This is a genomic window from Sulfobacillus sp. hq2 (assembly GCF_002903155.1).
Classification (GTDB): Bacteria; Bacillota; Sulfobacillia; order Sulfobacillales; family Sulfobacillaceae; genus Sulfobacillus; species Sulfobacillus thermotolerans.
In genome coordinates this window covers 406030-428084 of record NZ_NWUL01000047.1, presented here as the reverse complement: position 1 = coordinate 428084, position 22055 = coordinate 406030, and the positions used below count along the sequence as shown (strand labels likewise).

At 51.5% G+C, this 22055-nt stretch carries 16 protein-coding genes; 6 read left to right on the top strand and 10 right to left on the bottom strand.

From position 1 onward, the window contains the following. Positions 1–62: 62 nt before the first annotated feature. The 3 genes from CO251_RS15520 to CO251_RS15510 all read right to left on the bottom strand — a co-directional run bounded on the left by CO251_RS15520 (position 63) and on the right by CO251_RS15510 (position 5033). Positions 63–1805 (bottom strand): peptide ABC transporter substrate-binding protein, encoded by a 1743-nt coding sequence (locus CO251_RS15520; RefSeq protein WP_103376693.1) that lies wholly within the window; start codon positions 1803–1805, stop codon positions 63–65. 135 nt (positions 1806–1940) lie between these two features. Then, entirely contained in the window at positions 1941–3107 is a 1167-nt protein-coding gene (locus tag CO251_RS15515; RefSeq protein ID WP_103376692.1) for a SufD family Fe-S cluster assembly protein, read from the bottom strand. A 99-nt stretch (positions 3108–3206) separates the two neighbouring features. Further along, positions 3207–5033, bottom strand: a complete 1827-nt coding sequence (locus CO251_RS15510; protein ID WP_103376691.1) for an APC family permease — start codon at positions 5031–5033, stop codon at positions 3207–3209. 169 nt (positions 5034–5202) lie between these two features. Between CO251_RS15510 and CO251_RS15505 the strand changes: the two genes are divergently transcribed. After that, positions 5203–6576 (top strand): FAD-binding oxidoreductase, encoded by a 1374-nt coding sequence (locus CO251_RS15505; protein ID WP_103376690.1) that lies wholly within the window; start codon positions 5203–5205, stop codon positions 6574–6576. A 66-nt stretch (positions 6577–6642) separates the two neighbouring features. On the opposite strand, the gene CO251_RS15500 is transcribed toward CO251_RS15505, so the two are convergent. The 7 genes from CO251_RS15500 to CO251_RS15470 all read right to left on the bottom strand — a co-directional run bounded on the left by CO251_RS15500 (position 6643) and on the right by CO251_RS15470 (position 15063). Continuing rightward, a complete protein-coding gene (locus CO251_RS15500; RefSeq protein ID WP_103376689.1) occupies positions 6643–8100 on the bottom strand; it encodes an MFS transporter in 1458 nt (485 codons plus the stop codon). A gap of 12 nt (positions 8101–8112) precedes the next feature. Beyond that, positions 8113–8694 carry a TetR/AcrR family transcriptional regulator gene (locus CO251_RS15495; protein ID WP_103376688.1) on the bottom strand — a complete coding sequence of 194 codons (582 nt, stop codon included), beginning with the start codon at positions 8692–8694 and terminating at the stop codon, positions 8113–8115. A 223-nt stretch (positions 8695–8917) separates the two neighbouring features. After that, positions 8918–9937 (bottom strand): 2-oxo acid dehydrogenase subunit E2, encoded by a 1020-nt coding sequence (locus CO251_RS15490; protein WP_242968642.1) that lies wholly within the window; start codon positions 9935–9937, stop codon positions 8918–8920. Positions 9938–9980: 43 nt separating this feature from the next. Continuing rightward, positions 9981–10994: an alpha-ketoacid dehydrogenase subunit beta gene (locus CO251_RS15485; protein WP_103376686.1), complete on the bottom strand. Its 1014-nt coding sequence runs from the start codon at positions 10992–10994 to the stop codon at positions 9981–9983. A 22-nt stretch (positions 10995–11016) separates the two neighbouring features. Next, complete coding sequence (locus CO251_RS15480; protein ID WP_242968641.1) at positions 11017–11991, bottom strand: thiamine pyrophosphate-dependent dehydrogenase E1 component subunit alpha; 975 nt, start codon at positions 11989–11991, stop codon at positions 11017–11019. Between the two features lie 53 nt (positions 11992–12044). Then, positions 12045–12845: an IclR family transcriptional regulator gene (locus CO251_RS15475; RefSeq protein WP_242968640.1), complete on the bottom strand. Its 801-nt coding sequence runs from the start codon at positions 12843–12845 to the stop codon at positions 12045–12047. Positions 12846–13110: 265 nt separating this feature from the next. After that, positions 13111–15063: a hypothetical protein gene (locus tag CO251_RS15470; protein WP_103376684.1), complete on the bottom strand. Its 1953-nt coding sequence runs from the start codon at positions 15061–15063 to the stop codon at positions 13111–13113. 209 nt (positions 15064–15272) lie between these two features. Between CO251_RS15470 and CO251_RS15465 the strand changes: the two genes are divergently transcribed. From CO251_RS15465 to CO251_RS15445, 5 genes are all read left to right on the top strand, one after another. Then, positions 15273–16394, top strand: a complete 1122-nt coding sequence (locus tag CO251_RS15465) for a class I SAM-dependent methyltransferase (protein ID WP_158246388.1) — start codon at positions 15273–15275, stop codon at positions 16392–16394. A gap of 136 nt (positions 16395–16530) precedes the next feature. After that, positions 16531–17535, top strand: a complete 1005-nt coding sequence (locus CO251_RS15460) for a LacI family DNA-binding transcriptional regulator (RefSeq protein ID WP_103376682.1) — start codon at positions 16531–16533, stop codon at positions 17533–17535. A gap of 75 nt (positions 17536–17610) precedes the next feature. After that, the gene (locus tag CO251_RS15455) at positions 17611–19755 is read left to right on the top strand and encodes a glycogen debranching N-terminal domain-containing protein (RefSeq protein WP_103376681.1); all 2145 of its coding nucleotides are present in this window, start codon (positions 17611–17613) and stop codon (positions 19753–19755) included. A gap of 83 nt (positions 19756–19838) precedes the next feature. Then, positions 19839–21116: an ABC transporter substrate-binding protein gene (locus CO251_RS15450; RefSeq protein ID WP_103376680.1), complete on the top strand. Its 1278-nt coding sequence runs from the start codon at positions 19839–19841 to the stop codon at positions 21114–21116. A gap of 2 nt (positions 21117–21118) precedes the next feature. Further along, complete coding sequence (locus CO251_RS15445; RefSeq protein WP_103376679.1) at positions 21119–22045, top strand: carbohydrate ABC transporter permease; 927 nt, start codon at positions 21119–21121, stop codon at positions 22043–22045. The last annotated feature ends 10 nt before the right edge of the window (positions 22046–22055 follow it).

Sequence of the window (22055 nt, the reverse complement as noted above, 5' to 3'; positions counted from 1 at the left end):
TCGATGAAAAGGAGGCAACCATGCCTAGGGCTGCGCATGGTTGCCTCCTGTACTGCACAATGTCAAGGGGTCGCGGAAAACCACCAATGATTCGGCAAAAATAGGGCCCCCGCCGGGTCAAAGTACGTCGAGACCCCGTGTAATGTTTTCGAATGCACTAAGATTTCGGCCGGATCGGGAATGAATAAGACCGGCAGTTGCCGAGCGGCATAGGACTCGTAGGCGTAAAGATTGTGCAAGGTCTGGGCTGTCGTACCCGGAGCGTAAGTGGCTTGGATGAGTTGGTTCATGTGCTGATTGTCGTAGCTTCCCATATTTTCTGATCCTGTCGACGCAAATAATCCGCCGCCACTTGGATAACCGGTACCGTAGGTCCAACCACCCACCGATTGATCCCAATCGATCATGGCCCAGCTTGAGGCATTTGCGGCGCCGTGGGTGACGACTTCGTCGAATGGCTCTGCATAGAGACTCACACTAATCCCTTCTTGGGCCCAATCACTCTTAAGAAGTTCGGCCAAGTCGGTTCCGGCAGTGCTTCCAGAGGCGTAAATTAAAGTGAATTTGAGTGGGATGCCGTGTTTCGTCATGATTCCCCCGACTTCATGCCATCCGTTTTTCTCCAATAGGGCTTTACCAGCGGCTGGATTAAAAGCATAGGGCGATTTGGCTAGAGCCGGATTAAAAAATGGTGTACGCGGCAATGGCGCCAAGGTTGTGTCGTCTGCTACCGCATAGCCGTGGTAAAAATCTTGAATGATCGCTTTTTGATCGATCCCCATTTGCAACGCCTGTCTGACGGGAAGCTGTTGAAAGGCTTTGCCAATGCCGTTGGGCGCGGCTGTATTTTGGTTAGGCACAATGTAGTTAAAGCCAATGGCGTATTCGGGGACTTCGGTGTCGCTGGTCAATTGAGCTTTTGACGTCATCAGGGAGGGCGGCAACGACCCTGCATTAATCGCTCCCGTTTTGAGCGCTGCAAACTCGCTAGAGGGTGACGATTCGTATTGGTACATCACCTTGCTCAGCCATGATTTATGCCCACTATAGGCTTTGTTGGGGACAAAGGTCCAGAAATTGTTGGGCGACATTGCACTCAGTTTGTAGGGACCATCGACGACACGATAGGCGGAGTTAAGCGGTGAATTGGCCAATGACGCGATATAGTGCAGTTCTTCGGTCATGTTGGTGGGGTATTTGTCCCAGACGGACGCAGGAGCAGGAATGATTTGGCCTAGTCCATTGCGCACAAACCATGCGGGGTTGCGCGGTGCAGCAATCTTTACCACGACAGTATATGGGCCTTTGGCGGTGACACTTTGCCATAAGCTGGGGAAGCCTCCAAAGCCTTCACCCCAAAAGGTCCAAGGAGCACTGGCATTGCTTGCCGCTTTCATGACGTTCCAGGAAAATACGACGTCGGCTGCGGAAACCGGTGTGCCATTGGACCAATGCCATTTCGGATTCAGCTTGATGGTGTAAACATCCCCGGCCGCATTCCAAGTAATAGACTGCGCGAGGGAACGCTGATAGTCGAGTTGATCATGGCCATTCACGGCAATTAAGGGCTTATACATCATGAGTTCTACTTGCTCGTTGGTTACCGTATCCGTGACCGCTGATCGCAATGGGAAAAACCAATTGGGGGATTGCTGGCTGGTAAGCGCAATCACCGCGGTCCCTCCATGAATGGGGTGGCCCGCACCAGTGGAGGAGTTAGAAGATTGGGCTGCATTCGTCCCGCAACCGGCCAAAAGTGCTCCGAGTAAAACGGATGACGATGTCAGGGCTAAGACTTTTCGCATCTGTTGCACTCCTTCACTATTAACGTGTGTGGATTTCATGTCTGTGTGATAGCGAGGACACATTATTTGGAAATGTTGCCATTATATCATCGATGATGGGAGTAACCAATTGGAAAATAGCCTCGGGGACACATTTTAAGGCTCGGATCCTAATTTTTGGCGTAGCAACCGTTCGGCCTCAATGGAGAACTCTAGAGGCAACTGGTCCACAAACGGCTGGGTCAAGGGTTTGGCAGCGGTCCAAGATAGGGAGGGTGTAGAAGTTGTCCATAAGGGACCTGTAATCACGTCAGGCAAAGTGAGCCAGACATTCTCCTCAGTGGCCGTGGCCTGTGGGCCCGTCGACAACACATCGCGCTCAAGGCGGGCATGGGTAGCCGTTGGTGCAAGAAAGATACCGCCCTGTATGCGCATAGGCCCATCTTTGCTGAAGCCATGGACCGATAAGGACGATGCGGTATGTGACCCCAAATGATAAATTGTGGGTCGGTAGATGATGTGTTGGTCGCTTTCGGCTACTGCACAGGTGATGACCCGAGTACTGGCCTGTGTGCCCTGAAGAATAATTTGCGTGGATTCATAAGTCTTCGCCCCGCCAAAATGCCCTTCGACCCATGTGAGCTGACTTTCCGCTTCACAAACCACCCGCTTTGTTACCCAAGTGGATACGGTATGGGCCCAATTTTTCACCGCAATGTATTGGAAGGTGGCCTTCGCTCCTAAGAGCACTTCGGTGTGCACGAGATGGGACGGCGCAAAGTCCAATGAGGGGCGTCCTTCAATGAATTGCGCGTGGGCACCACGGTCTAGCCAAATGAGATGGCGCTCGATTTGACCCGGGTGTCCCTGGGGTCGAAAATAGCTGACCGGCACTGGGCAAGTCACTCCCGGTGGGACATATAACACCATACCGCCGGTGAAGAGCACGGCATTAAGCGCACTGCTCGCGCTTTCTTGGGGGGGAAGAATGTGGCCCAAAAGTTTGTGCAGTAACTGCGGGTGCGTGCGCATGACGTCATAAAAGTTCCCATAAATGATTTGGTCCTGCGCTAAGCGTTTTGTTAATTGCTGGTAAACGACTTCCGCTTCATCAGCGTGTGTTTGACCAGACTCTGCCATATTGGTGTTTGGTTTTTGAAACCCTTGGATAGGCCAATAAGGGGTGACGAGATCTGCGTTGAGCGTGGCGAGAGCTGAAAGGCGAAACTCTGTAAGCCACGAGGGTTCACCCCGCTTTTGGCTGTGGGCTACGATGGACTGCGGGGTGATGTCAGTAAATGTTTTCCAGATCTCTTGGGCCACGGGTTTTCCTCCTGCCGGATGATATAGCTTTTGGGGCTAATTGTTAAGGTTATTGTAGCGTATTCGCATGAAGATATCAGAAATGGTCTTAGGGGGAAATTACAACGAGGGTTGTTGCAAGGGAAATGGCATCGTTGTGACCATGATATTGTGACCGAATACCAGTTGTTGATGGAGAGATCTCTCGAATTGGTTATAGAGAAAGCCTTCCCATGGATTTTTGCTGGTCAATATTGGGAGAATAACCCATAAGACTTGGCCGGGATTTTGTTGTTGCCAGTCCTCGATATAGGCCATCAAAGATTCCATCACCGAGGCGTTTTGAACGGACGTTGTCCGCAAATGCAGTGAACCGTGGGTATCGGACTGGGCCCAGACCGCCGCAAATTCCTGTTCGGCGGCTTCGTTAGGTGCGATGTGTAACGCGATGACTTGAGGTGCGAGGTACTGGGCGGTGTGCAATGCTTGTACGGTGAGTTGATTTAATGTGTCGACGGGTACGAGAACCGCTGAGGGTCGGCTTGGAGGAATGTGTACAGGCTGGGCGAGGGAGAGGATTTGATCCACGGTTCGATATCGTCGCCGAATGGAGACCATGCCCCACATCATCAGAGGGATAGCAATGACAATTATCCAGGCACCTCCTTGAAACTTGGAGATAATCGACGAAATCACCACGGCCATCGTCAGTAGTGATCCGATAGCAACGAAGGGCAACACGCGCAGTTGGACTGTGGGCTTTCCTGCTCTTCGGTCGGTGAGGGCTTTCTTGATTAAACTCACTTGAGCGATGGTGAAGCTGAGATAGACACCAATGGCGTACATGGGAATGAGACGATTAATATTGCCATTAAACAGGAGGACAAGAAATGCCGCGACTCCTCCCAAGACAAAAATGCCATTGCGATACACGTCTTGATCATTGCGAAAGAGAAACATGCGCGGCATCCATTGATCCCATGACATTAAACTGGCTAACTGAGGTAAGCCGGTAAAACTTGTATTAGCGCCAATAGCCAAAATAGCCATGGTGACGAAAGATAGCAGATAGAAGAATACGCCATGGCCAAAAGTTTCTTGGGCGATTTGTTGAAGTAGTGTCATATGTGCGGTTGGCATCGCATGTTCTCTTAAGGCTGCTAGAATAACACCGACATACATGCTGCCAAGGAAAATTCCTAATAATGTTTCGGTCCTTTTGGCAAATTTGGCCGAAGGCGCTTTAAATATCGGGACGGCATTCGACACGGATTCGATGCCCGTCAACGCTGACGAGCCTGACGTGTAGGATCGCAACAGCATTAGCACGCCAACCGAAGGCAAAGCCGACGGCAAGGGAAAAATTTTGGGGTGGGGGGCTATCGGCTGAAATGGATGTACCAGTCCGACTGTCGCCATCATCAAGATCATGGCGATGAACAGGTACGTGACGGGACTTAAGACCTGTGCCGTTTTTCGCACGCCTTGAAGGTTCAACACCATAATCGCTACGATAATCAAGACATCGGCGGTCACCATGTCGTGCTGAAGGGATGGGAAGGCGGACACTAGAGCGTCTACGCCTGCCGTAACACTGACGGCCACTGTCATGATATAGTCGATAATTAATGAGGATCCTGCCAATATGCCAATAGTACTGCCAAATGTGGCTTGTCCAATCACATAGCTGCCACCACCATTGGGATAGGACTGGATAATTTGTCGGTAACTGAAGACAAGAAATCCGAGCAAGAAAATGAGTACGAAGCCCAGGGGCAAAATGTACCATTCGGCTCGAAGGCCTGCGGGTTCCAATTGGATAATCATCTCTTGCGGTCCGTAGGCGATCGAAGACAAAGCGTCTGGCGCTAACGCTGCGAGTCCTGCCCAGACGCCAACGAGGAGACGCTGAGTTTGCCTGGTGTTCGAGGAACCTTGGGTGGTCATCAAATGGTCTCCTGCCCTTTTAATGGTGCGATATACTACTTGCAAAACAGTATAAGGGATTTGTCTTATAGTGCCTATACAGAGGCGCTTGGGACGCTTGATGGCCTGATATTTTGCTGAAATGGTTGATGATAGATGAAATCATGCTGTAATTGAGGGAGTTGAGATTGTGACTTGGATTGACGAGTTGATAGAGATTGTCGGACCCGATGGCTTGTCCACGGGCGAGTCAGTGAAAGCGCAACATGCGCGTGACTTTTCCTATCACCATGGTCATCAACCCGATGTCGTGGTATTTCCTACGAACGCGCGGCAAGTCAGTCGCATCATGCAGGTGGCATATCGGTACCAAATTCCCGTGATTGCCTACGGTCAGGGGACGGGAGTGGAAGGACATACGATCCCTTTACAAAGCGGTATTACTATTGATTTTGCCAACATGAATCGCGTGGTGGCTGTCCGGCCCGAAGACTTTGTGGTGCAGGTGGAACCAGGTATTACTCGACAAGCGTTAAATAAAATCTTGGGACCTTACGGATTGTTTTTCCCCGTGGATCCCGGAGCTGACGCGTCACTCGGGGGAATGGCTTCCACGAATGCAGCGGGCACTGAGGCTTTACGATATGGGGCGATGCGGCAACATGTATTGGGGCTTGAAGTAGTGTTAGCCGATGGACGCGTTATGCGTCTAGGAGGTCCGACGATGAAATCGTCGGCGGGTTATCAACTGACGAGCCTGTTTGTCGGTGCAGAAGGAACATTAGGGATCCTTACGGAGTTGACCTTAAAGGTCTATGCGATTCCTCAGCTGACGGTTGCGGCACGCGCTGTATTTAACACGATTGAAGACGCAGGGGAAGCCGCGACCGAGATGATTATGCACGGGGTGGCCGCTAATCGCCTGGAATTGATGGATGAACAAACGATTCATGCTGTGAATGTGGTCGAAGGCACCGAATTTCCTGAACAGCCTACGTTATTCTTGGAACTAGCAGGCAATCACCACAATGCGCTCTTAGAAGACTTGGAGACGTGCCGAAGTGTGGCTTCTGATCATGGCACGAGCGACTGGACTGTGGAATGGGATGCCGATCGTCGCCAAGCCTTATGGCATGCCCGGCACAAAGCCGCTTTGGATATTTTGGCCGCTTCTGGAGGAAGCCATCCTTTTACAACCGATACTGCTGTTCCCCTATCGGCTTTGCCACGAGCCTTGCGACATGCTCGGGAGACATTAAATCGTATGGGGATTCAAGGGGCGGTCTTAGGGCATGTCGGCGATGGCAATTATCATATTGTGATGGGGATTAACCCAGAGGATCCACACCAGCTGGATCAAGCGCGAGCGGTCAATGAGGCGGTCATTCGGTATGCATGGGAGCAAGGGGGAACGTGTACAGGGGAACACGGCATTGGAATGGGGAAAACACGCTTTTTACGCGAAGAACGGGGGGAATCTAGTGCACTGTATTGGCTTATTAAAGATGCGCTGGACCCGCACAATCTCTTGAATCCAGGGAAAACCATACCAAGGCGGGACTAAGTATGGCGGATGTAAAATTGGCGTCTGCGCGTTCCCTCCTAGAACATGGAGGGAACGCCTCTCCAATTACTGTGTGGAAGTTGGGGACTTTTGTGCAAGGTTGGTGGAACCTCTCAACAACGAAAACACGGCAGCCACGGCCATGAGAAGAATGGCTAAGTAAAAGGCCATATGGATCCCGTGATTAAATGCGACCATCAAATGCCCTTTCAAAGCGGTGGTGCCCACAAAGATGGCAAATGCCAAGTTGCGGGGAATTTGGGTCGAGGCGATAAGGAGGGCGGAAGCAAAAGAGAGCACCATACCGATATTGGCAAAGGTTCTCAACATTCCGGAGGCAATCCCGTAGGATCCGCTCGGAGAGCCTTTCATGACCGCGGCATTATTGGCCGGGAAGAATCCTGCATTACCGATGCCATTCACTGTACTAAAGATGATAATCCACCATAACGGCGTATGTAATCCAAGGTGGGCATATAGAAATAGAGCAATGGCTTCAATACTGAGACCTACGGTCGCGGGAAGAGCGGACCCAAAACGGTCGGAAAGATGTCCTGATACCGGCCCTAATATCCCTCCGACGAGGTAGCCCGGTACGAGTAAAAGGGAGGCATTGAGAGGTGTCAGCTGGCGCAATCCTTGAAGATACATAATGACTAAAAACAAAACCGCAAAATTCCCAATGGCCTGAAAGAACGCAGCGAGCAAGGACGCGCTGACAATGCGGTTTTTAAACAGATCGAGTTTCATCATGGGCTGAGTCTGGTGAGTTTCCACGACGACAAACAGTGCTAACGCTAAAATTCCAAAAAACAATATGATGCCGAGATGCCATGTAAAGGCCTGGGACGTGGCATGAATCATAGTTAGAAGAACCAAGAGAAGTCCTATTCCCAACAAAATCATGCCCCACCAGTCTAAGTTTCGTGGCTGCTTGTTGCCGTGTTCTTTTAAGACAAACCACGCGACAATTACGGCGGCCAGTCCAATCGGAACATTGATCAGAAAGATATACCGCCACGAAAGATAGGTGGTGATGAGACCGCCTAATAAAATGCCTAGGATCGCGCCTAAATTCCATCCGATGCTTGTAAATCCATAGGCTTGCCCGCGCTTTTCTGGCGGAAAGGTATCGGCGATTACTGCCCCGCTGTTGGCACTGATGAGAGCCCCGCCAATGCCCTGTAGCACGCGAAAACCAATGATTGCGGTCTCTGTCGTCGCGATTCCGCATAAAAAGGAGCCTAGCACAAAGACCAAAAATCCCAACTCGTACATCCGAACACGGCCAAACATGTCGCCAAGGCGGCCAACTTGCGTGGCGAGTAATGTGATAACTAGAAGATAGGCCATAATCACCCAAATAATGTCGGCCAGATTGGCATGCAAAGCTCGCATCATGGTAGGAAGCGCTAAAATTACAATGGTTGTATCAACAGCGGCTACGAGCACGCCGGTGACAATAACCGCCAGCGCCCATCCACTTTTGGCCTCTTTTCCTTCGGATATCTGTCTGGATTGCAAAGCTCTGCCCCCTTATCTCTCGTATTTGTGGTTTAGGCGCGGTGATCCGTTTGGAGCTAGCCATTTGTTGACAGCGGCTTGCAAGGTTTCCGTTGTTGACGCTTCTGGCAACGCAGCGGCGACAACGGGCAGTCCTAAGGCCAAGGCTAAGAAAACCGTGGAATCAGCCGTTGAGTGGTTATCCGCGAGAAGGCTCGCCAGATGTGCGCGCCATTTGAGAAGATGATCATGGATCATATGTTTGACGTGGGAATCGGTGCGGCTTAAATTCCAAAAATCATACCATACGGCTAACATTCCGGGCTCCGTTGATACCCAAGATACGGCCGAGCGAAGTTCGTCTGATAAGGTGGTTGGTGATGGAGTTTTCTCCGCAAATCGTGCGAGAACCCATTCTAGCAGTGCGAGCAACAAATCGTGTTTGGTAGGGAAGTAATAATGCAAAGTTGACACGTTGATATTGGCACGGATTGCTACGGACCGTGTGTGAATAGCGTGAAGGCCTTTTTCCTCACAAATTTGATAGGCTGCGGTAATAATCTGAGTTCGTGTGGCCATGCCGCGGGGCGTAAGATGGGTCGTGCTGTGAATCATTTTACTCACCTCCTTGCAGCCATCGTATAGTGGAGTCCACCACCATTTTAGAGTGTTGTGCCACTACACTCAATCGATTGATTGAAAATCTTGGCATAATCATTGCCAGTCCTTACCGACCGCGTGATGAAGAGAGATGGCGGATTAAGGGGTAAATGAATTAATGACAAGCTATGGCTTCGCGAAGCCGTAGCTTGCCATCAATCTGTTTGTTGATAACGTGTTAGAGTAAATAGGCGGTTAAGGTTTTGTCAAGCGCCATTAAAAACTCAGCGGCTTCGGCTCCGTCCACGGCTCGGTGGTCGAAGGTTAAGGAGACGGGAACGGAGCTGTCGACCGCGCCTATTCCAAGAATGGCGATGGTGGGGCTCATAAGTCGGGGTGTAAAGTATTCGATCTGGCGTGCCCCTAAATTGCTGATAACAAAAGACGGCGGGGAGAAATCAAGGCTGTTAAGCGTTTGATTGCGTATAGCTGTGCGTAAGGTGCTAAACGCCTTGTTCCATGCATCGAGGCTGTTTTGTTGACGGAGTACAGGCACCAACAGCCCTTGGCTTGTTTGGGAAGCAATGCCCAGCAAGAGTTCTTGAGCGCTGGTGTATCCCTGGGCATCAGCCCACCCGTGAAGGCGTGGGAATTGGGGGAGGGTTTGCGTGAGCGCCCATGCTATCTGAGGGAGAACTTCAGCGGCTGGCATGCCCCGAGCTATGCGTCGATGCAGGGTTGTCGGCAAAGCGCCGGGGTCTGTCAAGTGTTCAATTAAGGCTTGGCGAAAGGGGGAATAGGATAGGGTTGGTGGGCGTTGGTGTTCGAGAAGCCATTGGTCGACATCGGCCAAGCTTAGACGCTTGCCCGGTGTACGGGGGCGAACCTCGGCTAAGGGAACGCCCTTTTCCTCGGCGTAGCGGCGAACCGCGGGAGGCGCTGGGATGAAGGGGTCACGGGCTAATTCTTTTTGTTTCTCTCCAGGACTGCTAGCTCGCATAGCAGAGGAAATATCGCTTTTAGAAGCGGCGAGGTGTCCGATCGTTTGGCCCGATCGAAATACCTCATTCGCGGCGAGAAGAGGAACCAAGAAGCCATCGGTAGGTGCCTCAATTTCCAAGGTGACTTTGTCTACCATAGCTTCCGCCACCATATCGCCCGCGTGCACAAAGGCTCCCTCATCATACACCCAGTGAACCAGAACCGCTTCCGCGTCGTGTTGATCGCTAAAGTTGACTGTGATATCCGTGCTGTCCACACTCATCATCTACCTTTCGGCGGCCAAGCCTGAATTGAGATATTTAGTCCATCATGGCACGCACCGTCTCTGCAATGCGTGTTGTGGAGGGAATAGTAAATTGCTCGAGGGGACGGCTATACGGGATGGGAACGTCTGGGATGGCGAGCCGCCGGACAGGGCATTCCAAGTAGTCAAGCGCGTCTTCGGCCAAAATCGCGGCTACTTCTCCGCTCATGCCAAATGACCGGTAATCCTCATCTACAATAAGAACGCGGTGAGTTTTCTTCGCCGTTTGGATAATGGCTTGTTTGTCTAAGGGGACGAGTGTTCGTAGGTCGAGAACTTCAACGGAAATCCCTTCTTGCCTGAGCTGTTCTCGTACTTTAGAGGCTTTGGGGACCATAGCTCCGATAGTAATGATACTAATGTCCGTACCCTCCCCGATATTAGCGGCTTGTCCAAAGGGGATGGTATAAGCCTCTTCAGGCACGTGGACTTCCGCCCAATCATCAGAGGGCATCCAACCCAATCCGAGTAGACCTTTGTGAAAAAAATACATAACGGGGTTATTGTCTCGAATGGCTGTGGTCATGAGCCCCTTCGCATCGTAGGCATTGGAGGGGACTACGATTTTCAAGCCGGGGACATGGGCAAAAAGGCTATAGAGTGTCTGGCTGTGTTGGGCGGCGTCGCTGTAGCCGCCCCCAATAGCGGTCATGAGCACAACCGGCAGAGTCACGCTGCCTCCTGACATATAGTGATTTTTCGCCAAATGATTATAGATTTGGTCCATCGCCACGCCGAAGAAATCAACGAACATTAGCTCCACAATGGGCCGTAATCCTTCAGCGCTTGCCCCGATGGCGGCGCCAATAAACGCGCTTTCGGAGATAGGGGTGTCAATCACTCGGTCTTGTCCAAATTTCTGATACAATCCCTGCGTTGCGCCAAAGATGCCTCCGTATACGCCTACGTCTTCGCCCCAAACGAGGACATTGGGGTCTCGTGCCATCTCTTGGGCGATGGCCTCACTAATAGCGCGTGCCATGGTTAATTTTCGTATGGTTGTCGTCATTGTCACATTTCCCCCTTGTCACTTAAGCGAAAACATCCGTTAAAGCGTCGGCTGGCTGGGGCTCGGGTGACTCACGGGCGAAGGCTATAGCGTCCTCGACAAGCTCTGCTACCTCTTGTTGAATGGCCACATCTTGATCGGCTGTTAACAAGCGTTGGGCGAATAGGCTGTCGCGAAATCGCGGAATAGGATCAAGCGCACGCCATGTATCTTTTTCGCCAGGATGCAAATAGGCTTCGGCGTCACCTTGAAAATGCCCAAAAAATCGTGTGGTTTCAATCTCTAAGAGGCTAGGGCCTTTGCCGGCGCGGGCCCGGGCGATGGCTTCACTGGCTGCTTCGGAAATCGCCAACACATCATTGCCACGGATAAAAACGCCGGGAATGCCGTACGCCCCAGCCCGGTCACTGTTTTTGGCGATGGCGGTAGAGGTGTCTTTAGCAACGGAAATCGCGTAGTGGTTGTCCTCAATAACGAAAATCACAGGAGCTTTCCACGTCGCGGCAAGGTTTAAACTTTCGTGAAAGGTTCCTTGATTTGCAGCACCTTCACCAGCAAAAGCGACTGCAACGTGGTCTTGCCCCCGGTGGCGAAAAGCAAGGGCAGCGCCTACGGCTGGCGGAAAACTAGCACCGACAATGCCGGAACAACTAAAGTGTACCCGCGGGTCAAACAGATGCATGTGCCCGCCTTTTCCATGGGATAATCCGTCCGTGCGGCCAAAAATTTCCGCGGTCATGCGCCTGAGATCGACATGTTTGGCGATCGCGAAATGATGTGGCCTGTGTGGGGCCGTGACGACATCCTCGTCACGGAGATGGTGGATCACGCCTACGGCTACTGGTTCTTGTCCGGCGGCCAGATGCATTTCACCGGGAACAGGGCCCGCGGCGATACTAAATAGCGGGCTTTTGCCCTCGGCATACACTTCCGCCATTCGGTTTTCATATTGACGAATCAGGCACATCATGCGGTACATCTCAACCGGTGCGTCCAATATTAATCCCCCCTTGGTATTTGCAATCACGGATCTCTTGGGTTTCTATGCAACTATGGACCAGATAAGAACGGCACTGACGAACGGCTCGATTGTGGTTGGCCTAAATATTTAGACATGGCTTGCGCGTATTTTTTGAGGTAGTGTACGGTATCTTCCGACCGGGGATCGTAGCGGCTTTCTGGCATCGAGATGGCGACTGCGCCCCAAATCGTGCCGTCGTACTGGAAAATGGGAGCGCCAATGCAACACACGCCGTCTTCCCACTCTCCAACGTCGAGGCTATACCCTCTTTCGGCGGTAATTTGCAATTCGCGCACAATCTGTTCGTCGGTGGCATGGGAGCGAGCGGTGCGGGCCACTGGGAAGTGAGTCTGTCGATAGCGAGCCAAAACGCGTGGCGGTAACGCTGACAGAATGGCTTTACCCAGTGCGTGTACAAAGGCGTGGTCGCGGTATCCGACATATAAGGCGCGCACTTTTACCGCCTGATTGCCTTCGGCAATATGTTCTATAATGACCTCTTCATGTTCCCACTTCGCAACGTACGTGGTCTCTTGCAAGTCCGCAACGATTTCGTGGGAGAGAGACCGTATAGCGTCGGGGACCGTTAACGCAGGACGCATTTGATTATACAAATAGGCTATTTTGTAGGACAATTTGTAGAGTAGGGTTATTTTGTCTTTTTCGACGTAGCCTTCCTCAACCATGGTTTTGATGAGGTGATAGCACGTTCCCAAAGGAATACCCGTTGCCGCGCTGAGCCACTTTACGGTCAGGCCTTCCGGATATTGGGCGATGTAATCCAGTAAGCGCAACCCACGGGATAGGCTGTGAATCGTCGAGTTACTCACGACAAGCCCCTCTTTCCCAATGATTAAAACTGAATGAAAAAACCAATGGTTCTGACTTCATTATACGAAGAATGTTTGCTGGTTCAACCGACAAAATTTCAGATGATGAGAATTAGGGGACAAGGTTTCGCTAGGTGAAGCCCCCGTAAGAAAAGGCGCTTCGCCTAGCGAAATACCGGTTGATGGTTTAGGTGCGCGGTTTTCCCAATGGCCCACCCACCGCTTAACTCAGGCGAAGTGGGAGGGTACATCGCGGCACGTGCGGTTACAGATCTTTGTCCAACACGTGATGAATGATTGGAAGAGCTTGTGGGCTTTCAGCACTGCTGCTATTCCACCAAATTCCTTTATTTCCGACGGTGATGGGGGTATTTTGCGGCAGAGCCACTGGTACCGGCTGCCACTGTTGAGCATGAGGAGGGAGCACAAACCAGGCGTTGGGTCCTTGACTTTCAATCACATCGGCGAGCAAAGAACCGCTGGGCAACAGTTGCAAAGTCTGGTAAGGACTTTGTTGGGTTGTGGCGCCAGGAGGTGTTGGCAATTGAATGTTCTGCCATGTTTTTCCGCCATTGCGGCTAAATTGCACGGGATAGGAAGTGCTACTAGAGACGAGCAGAGCTTGATGATGAGGCAAACGGACAAGATCTGAGGGCCCTTCTAATAAGCCAACATGGGCGGTAGGTGTCCAGTCGCCTTGGTTATTTTTATAAAGGACCAACTGGGGTGAAAAGCCTCCCATTTGCCCGTTGTTTTGGTTGGGCACCGCTCCCCAAATGAGTGTGGCATGATTCACTGCAGCGCTCAACGATTGTTGAGACCAGCTTTGACCGCCATTAGATGTTTCTTCGGTCTCTGTTAAGGAGCCGTTGGAAAAAAGCGCATAGACCGCTTGCGATGTGTGATAGAATCCGCCAAAGTCGCCTAAAACCATGCCAGAGGGAACGGGGACGAGTTGCCAACTACCTCCTGCGTTGGTCGAGAAAGCGGGAAGATTGTAGACGGGCGGCGCCTGATCATACTTTTTTAAGACCCCGCTAAAGGCGACAAAAAGACTGTGAGGATAGGCCGGATCCAAGGTAATGGAGGTGGCTTGAACGCTCGTGGAGTTACCCGGCCAAACCGCTGGGAAACCGGCGGCATTACTTAGGGGAATCAGAGATTGGAGTGACAATGGTTGCCAACTTTGTCCGCCATTGTATGATTGCCACAAAGGGCCATGATAAGCGCTTTGGATCACGAGATGTTGACCGTTGACGGCTAAGGGCGTTGGCGCAGCAAAAGAGAGACCGTTTTGGTTCGAAGCGATGTGGCGAGGAATTATGGCGAGATTCGACCACTCAGGAGACGATGTGTCCACAAACTGGGTCGGTGCTATTGTGATAAATCCCGCCCCTCTTGACGAATGCAATGGGGCTAAGGCCGACTGAGGATTGCTCACAAAGACATAGGCGAGATCAAGAGTTGCGGGACCTGCGGACAGCTCGCCCATGGACGGCAAAAACGCTGGCACCTGAAAGGTTCCCGTGAGGTCGCCATTCCACTGCTGTTGTACTTGACCGAGTTGGCCAGCAACGGCGCGCTTGCCAGGTTCTTGCCAGTCCAGTTCATAGCCAAAGGGTTCGCCAATAACGGTGGTCAGAGGTGCCCACCCAGATACATGGATCACGGTGCCGGCGGCGCCGTGGTCGGGATGAAGGTGCAACACGGCATGAGAAGGCGCCTTGGGGATAGGCCCTGTGAGGTCAAACGGGGCCTGCATGGTGGGGGCCTTGAGACCGCAGCCTTGCACGGGTTCACCAAGACACTGAATCCCGATGCTTACGGGCCCATCTTTTAGGGGATGCGCCCCATGCGGGGTGATCCAAGGGACAGCAGGCATGCGGAAGCGGACGAAGAAATAACCCGGATGGGCTTTCGACCACGTGACGGGTAACCCTTGCTCTTGGAATCCTTCCGTCCAAGAACCGATAACAACATTTGCCGTTTCGTTCGGTAAGCGCGTATCGTGTGCCAAATGAGGAAGGTTGCCGTATGCGGTAACCATCGCGCCGGGGGCTCCATGGCTCGGAGAGAGGACGAGGTGATCGGGTGAGATAGGAAACGTCTTAGCAGGTTGTGAGGTTGAAACAGGAGGAGACGCGGCGGGTTGATTGCCACACCCGGTTAAAAGGGCGGCGAGACCTGCTACGGTCATCCATAGGACGCGGGTTTTCATGAAGTTTACTCCTTTCGGGCGAATCGTTCTGCTGATTATAAAACGCCGTGCGTGGTGGGGGGTTACGTTTTGTCGTAACCGGGGATGAGGTCATGTATTTTCGGTCCATGAGGGCCCGTATGTATAGGTCATCAGGCCGTGCAGATGAGAGAGAGGCCTGTGTACAATGAATATCATTGCAAGGCGATTACGCGCTGGGGGATATGCAAATGGGAGAGACGCCAGAGCTTTTTAATGAAATTGCCAGCCATTATGACCGGTGGAGCAATCTGTTATCGGGAGAAGGGATTCGTGCGTGGCATCATTTTGCCGTGGACCAGATGCGTCTGGGTCCTGGTCTTAACATATTAGACGTGGGCTGTGGAACAGGCACCGCCACGCGTCTAATGGCGAAAGCTGCGGGGCCGACTTCGCGTGTCGTGGGTTTGGATCCAGCTGAGGCAATGCTGGGCGTGGCTCGTAAGATAGTCCCCGATCCTGAGAGCGCCCCGGTCGAGTGGGTGCTAGGCGCGGCAGAACACCTGCCGTTTGCCGACCAAACGTTCGATCGGGTGACGGCCCAATTTTCATTGCGTAATATGAGTGATTGGCTTGAGGGTCTGAAAGAAATGGTCCGTGTTCTGAAAGTGGGAGGCAGATTGACCATTTTAGAAATGGTGCAGCCGGTGACGTCGTTGGGAGCGTTGGCACGCAAAGGTCTTGATGCCATCACGGCCAATTTGTCGAACGATGCGCTCGTGCCTTATCAATGGCTTGGTGTCTCGTTACAACACGCGCCTACGGCCGATGAGCTGAGCTCGGAGGCTGCACACTTAGGCATTGCGACAATAGCTCGCCATTATTGGTTAGGGGATTTAGTCGCGGTGGTGTCGGGCGTTCGGGCGTCTGACAAGGTGTCTTCACATCAGGCGACACAGAAGGGACCTGTGGTGTGGGCTATTGATGGCTCGGTAACGGCGCTCAAAGGTGCTGCATGGATTAACCGCTTTGTGGCTTCAGGAACACGCGTTCATCTCATTACCATTATTCCCCCAAAGGTTAGGGCCGAAGAGGTGGCGGAAACAGACCGTCTCTTTTGGTCACGGCAACACCGCCGTGCGCAGGCATTATTGGATGAGCATCGATTTCGGTGCGAGTCCTCGGTTTTGGAAGGGGAGCCAGGGCCAACGATGGTGCGCTTCTTGGAAGATGTTCACGCTAGCATGGTAGTGATGGGAAAGAAAACGCGTACCCCTTCAGCCGATTTGTGGATGGGGAGCGTCGCGCGTTATGTCTTCATGCATGCGCCAGTGCCAACCCTGTTTGTTCCGACGGCGGTATCCATGGAATAAGCCATTAGGATAATACTATTAGATGGCAACAAAAACTTTTGAATTATCTTGCAAAAGCATTGCAAAGCCATAACGTTATGGTCTATAGTAAGAGCGATGACAAAGTTTGTAAGATTTCGGAATAGGATGTGGGCCAATGCCTGTGACCATTCGTGACGTAGCTCGAGCGGCGGGTGTCTCGGTAACCACCGTTTCGCATGCATTTAATGGATATGAAGATGTGGGGGAAGAAACTAAGCGGCGTGTCTTGCAAGTCGCCAAAGATTTGAAATACCGACCGAGTCGAGTGGCGCGGAGTTTGGTGCTGCAACAAACGCAGAGTGTCGGGCTACTTATTTCTGACTTCAATGCAAATCCTGGTAGCAATCACTTTTTGTTCGATGTCTTGGCAGGAATTCATAACCGTCTGGCCGATTTAGGATACGACGTCACGCTGTTGAGTACGACAACAGCTCGTCAACAACTTATAAGTTATATTGACTTTTGCACCGAGCGGCGACTTGAAGGCGTCATTGTCATGGGAATGCGTATGGACGATCCCTATATGCGCGAAGTAGCCGATGCGAGTCTTGTGTCCGTTGGAATTGATTTGCCAATTTTAAGCGAGCATTGTGGCTACGTAATGACCGACAATGTGGCAGGGGCTAAGCTTGCGGTTAACCATCTGTTATCTAAAAACCACCAACGAATAGGGCTTGTGAACGGCCGATTGGACGCGGTGGTCAGCATTGATCGTCTTAAAGGCTACGAAGCAGCATTGGTTGAAGCGGGGATAGGGTTTGACCCGGAGTTAGTCGTGCATGCGGATTTTTTGGTTGAAGGAGGCGAGAAAGCTACGGCTGAATTAGTGCAAAGGGTGCCCGATCTTACCGCTATTTTTTACGCTAGTGATTTGATGGCTTTGGGGGGAATCCGGTACTTACAGAAAATCGGCCGAATGGTTCCTGAAGATGTGGCTGTTGTAGGATTTGACAATATTGATGTGGGTCAATGGGTATTGCCGGCCCTGACGACAGTCGCGCAGCAGCGATATCGTATGGGTGCGGAAGCTGCAGAAATGTTGGTTAGCATGTTGCAAAGACAAAGAGAGCCCAGCGCGTGTATTCTGTCTCCGGAGTTGATTGTCCGCCAAAGTTCATAGTCTTTTTCCGTTGAAAATTTTTTGCTTGCCCAAAATCCATAACGTTATGGGGGAATCAGGAAGGAGATCTTTGGAGTGGATTATCGTGTGATTAAAGAAAATGATGTGTTTTATTTGTCGGATTATCAGGGCATGGCGTTGGGGCGTCATGGGCTCTTTTCGCGGGACACCCGTTTTTTGTCCCGCATGCAATGGTCTTGTGAGCCGGATGTCTTGGTGTTGTTGGAATCGGAAGCAGTCAGCGCGTTTGATAGCGTATATCGTTATACGAATGAGCCGCCATCGGAAAAATCGTCAATAGCACGGGAGTCTTTGTTGATAACCCGGCATCAGTGGATTGGGGAAGGCTCATTTCATGAAGGGTTGACCATTGAAAACTTTGCGATGGATCCAGTATGCCTTCGTGTCAGTTATTTAGTTGACAGCGATTTTGCGGATATGTTTGAGTTGCGCGGATTTGATTCCCATCGGTTAAACCGTAATATTGCTGTAGAACATAGTAAAACTGCCTGCACCTATCGTTATGTTGCTCAAGATGGTCGGATAAATGAGACGCGCGCTGAGGTTGGCGTGTCGTGCACCTTCGCGCAGCTAGACGATCTGGCAGGGTGGAGCGGGACGAAAGAGGACGCTACACAGCGTCGATGGCAGGGTCGAATGCGTCTCGAACCCCGTGGCCAGATCGAAGTGTCGTTCTCTGTCTTCATAAATCCGGTGGACTGTCAGTGCGGTGAGGATACAGGCCCTACCAAGGGCTTTGAGAGAATTGCGGCGTCCCATGAACAGTGGCTATCGAAGATGCCCAAGGTGTCGGGGTGTTTGCGGTATGCGGCTTGGTATAACCAAGGATTGAGAGATGTCCGCATGCTGCAAAGTAATCTTGGGTATGGCAATATGATTGTTGCGGGTGTCCCCTGGTATGCTGTGCCCTTTGGTCGTGATAGCTTGATCGCGGCTCGCCAGTTGTTACTGGCGGCGCCTGAGGTAGCGCGCGGTACGCTTTGGACGATGGCACAGTTTCAAGGGCAAGAGGATCAGCCTGATCGGGATGAACAACCTGGCAAAGTGGTCCACGAAGTCCGAGATGGCGAACTCAGTCGCATAGGGTTGTTGCCTTTCGCTCCCTATTATGGCAGCGTGGACGCGACCCCCTTATTTTTAATGTTGCTGGCCGATTATTATCGTTGGACGGGCGATGAGGTGTTTCTGCGCAGCTTATTGCCCAATGTCGAGCGGGCTTTTCGCTGGATGCAGGAGTATGGCGACCGCGATGGCGACGGTTTCCTTGAATACTGGCAAGAGGCACGGGAAGGGATTGCCAATCAGGGCTGGAAAGATTCTGGGGATTCCATCATGTATGCGGATGGACGATTGGTTGAAGGGCCTGTGGCGTTGTGTGAAGTACAGGCTTATGCCCACCGGGCCTACGCGGACTGGGCAGAAATCTATTCGGCGTTAGGAATGACCGGACATGCGCAGCGCATGCGTATGCAGGCTATTCGCCTTCAAGACGGCTTCAACCAACAATTTGTTCAAGCGGACAAGCGCATAGCGCTTGCCTTAGATGGGCATAAGCAACCCTGCCTTGTGACATCTTCCAACATGGGCCAAGTGCTGGTGAGTGACTTAATAGGAAAAGAAATTGCGGATGTTGTGGCTCAGCTTATGGTGTCTCCGCATATGTTAACGGGATTTGGCATTCGTACGTTGTCGAGTGCGGAGGTTCGTTACAATCCTCTTAGCTATCACAATGGATCCGTATGGCCGCATGATACCAGTTTGATAGTTTATGGGCTGCGGCGCTATGGCTATTTGTCTGAAGCCATAGCGGTGATAGACAGTCTGTTGCGAGCGCAAGATGAATTTGACCAGCACAGGCTACCTGAATTGTTTGCAGGATTTTCCCGCGAAGAATCGCTCCGTCCGGTGCCTTATCCGGTATCTTGCTCCCCGCAAGCGTGGGCAGCAGCTATTCCTGTATTTATTTTAGAACAATTGATAGGTCTTCGGCCTGATGCTCTTCGTCAAAGCATTGGGATTGACCCGGTTCTCCCCCCATCTATGACGCAATTGGAAATTACAGGAATTCGTCTTGGCGTGGGGATTCTGTCACTGCGGATGTGGCGGAGCGCTTCGGCTGTCGACATTGACATCATCGAAAACTCAACGGGTTGGGTTGTGTGTCGGAGCCCGTATGTGAAAGGGGGGGTGCCGCGGTAATACGTGCGAAAGAACTTAACAGACTGGAATCAGAAAAGACAGAACCAACAAAAAAGAAAAAATACTGCGAGGAGGAGTTATGTATGGTACGCATTAAAACCATGGCCGTCGCCTCTATGATGGGGCTGGTGGCGACGGGGCTTGCAGGATGCGGCACTAGTGCGGCCGCTGGTTCCACTGGGGGGAGTCCTGGAAAACCCGTCACAATTGTTGTGGCCAGTTGGGCGGGAACCAACGTGACCAACGGTATTATTGATCAACAGTTAGCCGCTTTTAATAAAGCCCATCCGACGATTCATGCCGTTTACCGCCCTATTTCCGGAGATTATGAAACATTGCTGAAAACGGAATTCGTAGCAGGAGATGCCCCCGATATTATTACATTGAATAACGGCGGTGAAGCCCCCACGTTTGAGTCGGAAGGCATGGTCATTCCCCTTAACTCGTACATTGCACAATCCCACTATTCGCTGTCGGACTTCTTTTCGGGAGCCATGAACATGTTTAAAGCAGGTCAAACAGTATACGGTCTCCCTCGCGATCAGTCTCCCCTGGTGTTGTATTATAATCCCGCTTTGTTCAAGAAAGCCGGAATTTCCGGCCCCCCTACGACATGGGCGCAAATGCAAGCTGATGCTCAAAAGCTTACCAATCCTGGTCAAAAAATCTATGGACTTGTGCAAACGCCCCAGGAACCGCGTTGGGCCCAATTTATTTATCAAGCGGGTGGAAGCGTTATGAATGCTTCGATGACCAAAATGACCTTAAATACCCCACAAGCGTTGCAAGGTTTTTCTTATTTCGTACATCTTTATCGGATGGGTGTTGCTGCCCAGCCTTCTCAGGTTGGAGCAACATGGGGCGGGCAGGCTTTGGGAATGGGGCGTGCGGCAATGACTCTCGAGGGCGCTTGGGCTATTCCGTACCTGCAAGACACCTATCCCAATACACCGTTTGCCATTGCAACACTGCCTCGGGGACCTGTCAGCAATGTCAGCTTAGATTTCCCGACCGCTTGGGCTATTACTAAAGACTCGGCACATCCCCAGCAAGCGTGGGAAGTTATTCGATATTTAACAGGAACGGGTGAAGCCCGGTGGGTGGAGCAAGGGGGGCTTGTGACAGTGAGAAAATCGTTGGTGGATATGCCATATTACCAGACGCACCCTATCTACAAAAATATTTTGGCACAACTGCCAGGAGCCATTCCGTGGAACTTCCCCAACGGCTTTGACCAATATGTCAACAGTACCTTATCCAATGTGTCGCTTTTAGCTGTAGAAGGAAAAATTACGCCTCAAGCAGCTCTTGCGCAGTTGCAAAGCCAGGGTGAGAGTATTTTGAAACAAGGGGGGAACTGACGGTGGCTGCGCTCAGCCTCAAAAGATCTCCAAAACTCACGAACGGAGGACTAAAGAAATGGCGGCGGCAGGAAACCACCACCGCCTACGCATTTACTTTCCCGACTATTGTGTTGCTGCTGGGCTTTTCTCTCGGCCCAGCAGCCTACGCATTCTTCTTGAGCGGGGTGTCGTGGAACTTGCTCAATCATATGCGGTGGGTGGGGTTTCACAACTACGACATGATTTTTCATATGCCGCTCTTTTGGACCTCTGTCCGAAACTCAGTGGTCTTTGCGGCAGTTGTGATGCCAGTCCAAACGATTATTGCTATGGTTTTTGCGGTGATATTGAACCAGCACTTACCAGCTCGACCGTTATACCGGTTGGCCTTTTTCTTTCCTTCGATTAGTTCCTCGGCAGTGGCTTCCATTATGTTTATGTGGATATTTAACAAGTTGGGTCTCCTGAACAGCTTTCTTGGGGTATTCCATATTTCCGGACCTAATTGGATCGGGAACCCGCATTTTGCCCTGGTTGCCATTATGATCTTGAATATATGGAGTACTGCGGGATATTTCATGGTCGTCTTCTTGGCGGGACTCCAAGCTATTCCACAAAATCTCTACGAAGCGGCAGCCATTGACGGAGCATCAGGATTTCAACGCTTTCTGAAGATCACCGTGCCGTTGTTAAGGCCATCGACATTTTTCATCGTCATTATGGGAATGATTGGCACGCTGCAAATGTTTGATCAATCATTCATTATATCCGGGGGAACAGGCGGGCCATTGAACTCCACGTTAACCATAGCGTTGTTAATCTATCAAGAGATTTTCTCTTATGGCCATGTCGGATATGGAGCGGCTGCCACCGTCTTCTTATTCGTGCTTGTATTGGGACTAACGTTGCTCATTAATCGGTGGCTTGGCAAACCTATTGAATATTAATCACGCCGAT

What these genes read in the sequence shown, in the direction of transcription:
- CO251_RS15460 (WP_103376682.1), top strand. Translation starts at nt 16,531, where the DNA reads ATGCCTGTGACCATTCGTGACGTAGCTCGAGCGGCGGGTGTCTCGGTA.
- CO251_RS15520 (WP_103376693.1), bottom strand. Translation starts at nt 1,805, where the DNA reads ATGCGAAAAGTCTTAGCCCTGACATCGTCATCCGTTTTACTCGGAGCA.
- CO251_RS15510 (WP_103376691.1), bottom strand. Translation starts at nt 5,033, where the DNA reads ATGACCACCCAAGGTTCCTCGAACACCAGGCAAACTCAGCGTCTCCTC.
- CO251_RS15470 (WP_103376684.1), bottom strand. Translation starts at nt 15,063, where the DNA reads ATGAAAACCCGCGTCCTATGGATGACCGTAGCAGGTCTCGCCGCCCTT.
- CO251_RS15495 (WP_103376688.1), bottom strand. Translation starts at nt 8,694, where the DNA reads ATGATTCACAGCACGACCCATCTTACGCCCCGCGGCATGGCCACACGA.
- CO251_RS15465 (WP_158246388.1), top strand. Translation starts at nt 15,273, where the DNA reads ATGGGAGAGACGCCAGAGCTTTTTAATGAAATTGCCAGCCATTATGAC.
- CO251_RS15485 (WP_103376686.1), bottom strand. Translation starts at nt 10,994, where the DNA reads ATGACGACAACCATACGAAAATTAACCATGGCACGCGCTATTAGTGAG.
- CO251_RS15450 (WP_103376680.1), top strand. Translation starts at nt 19,839, where the DNA reads ATGGTACGCATTAAAACCATGGCCGTCGCCTCTATGATGGGGCTGGTG.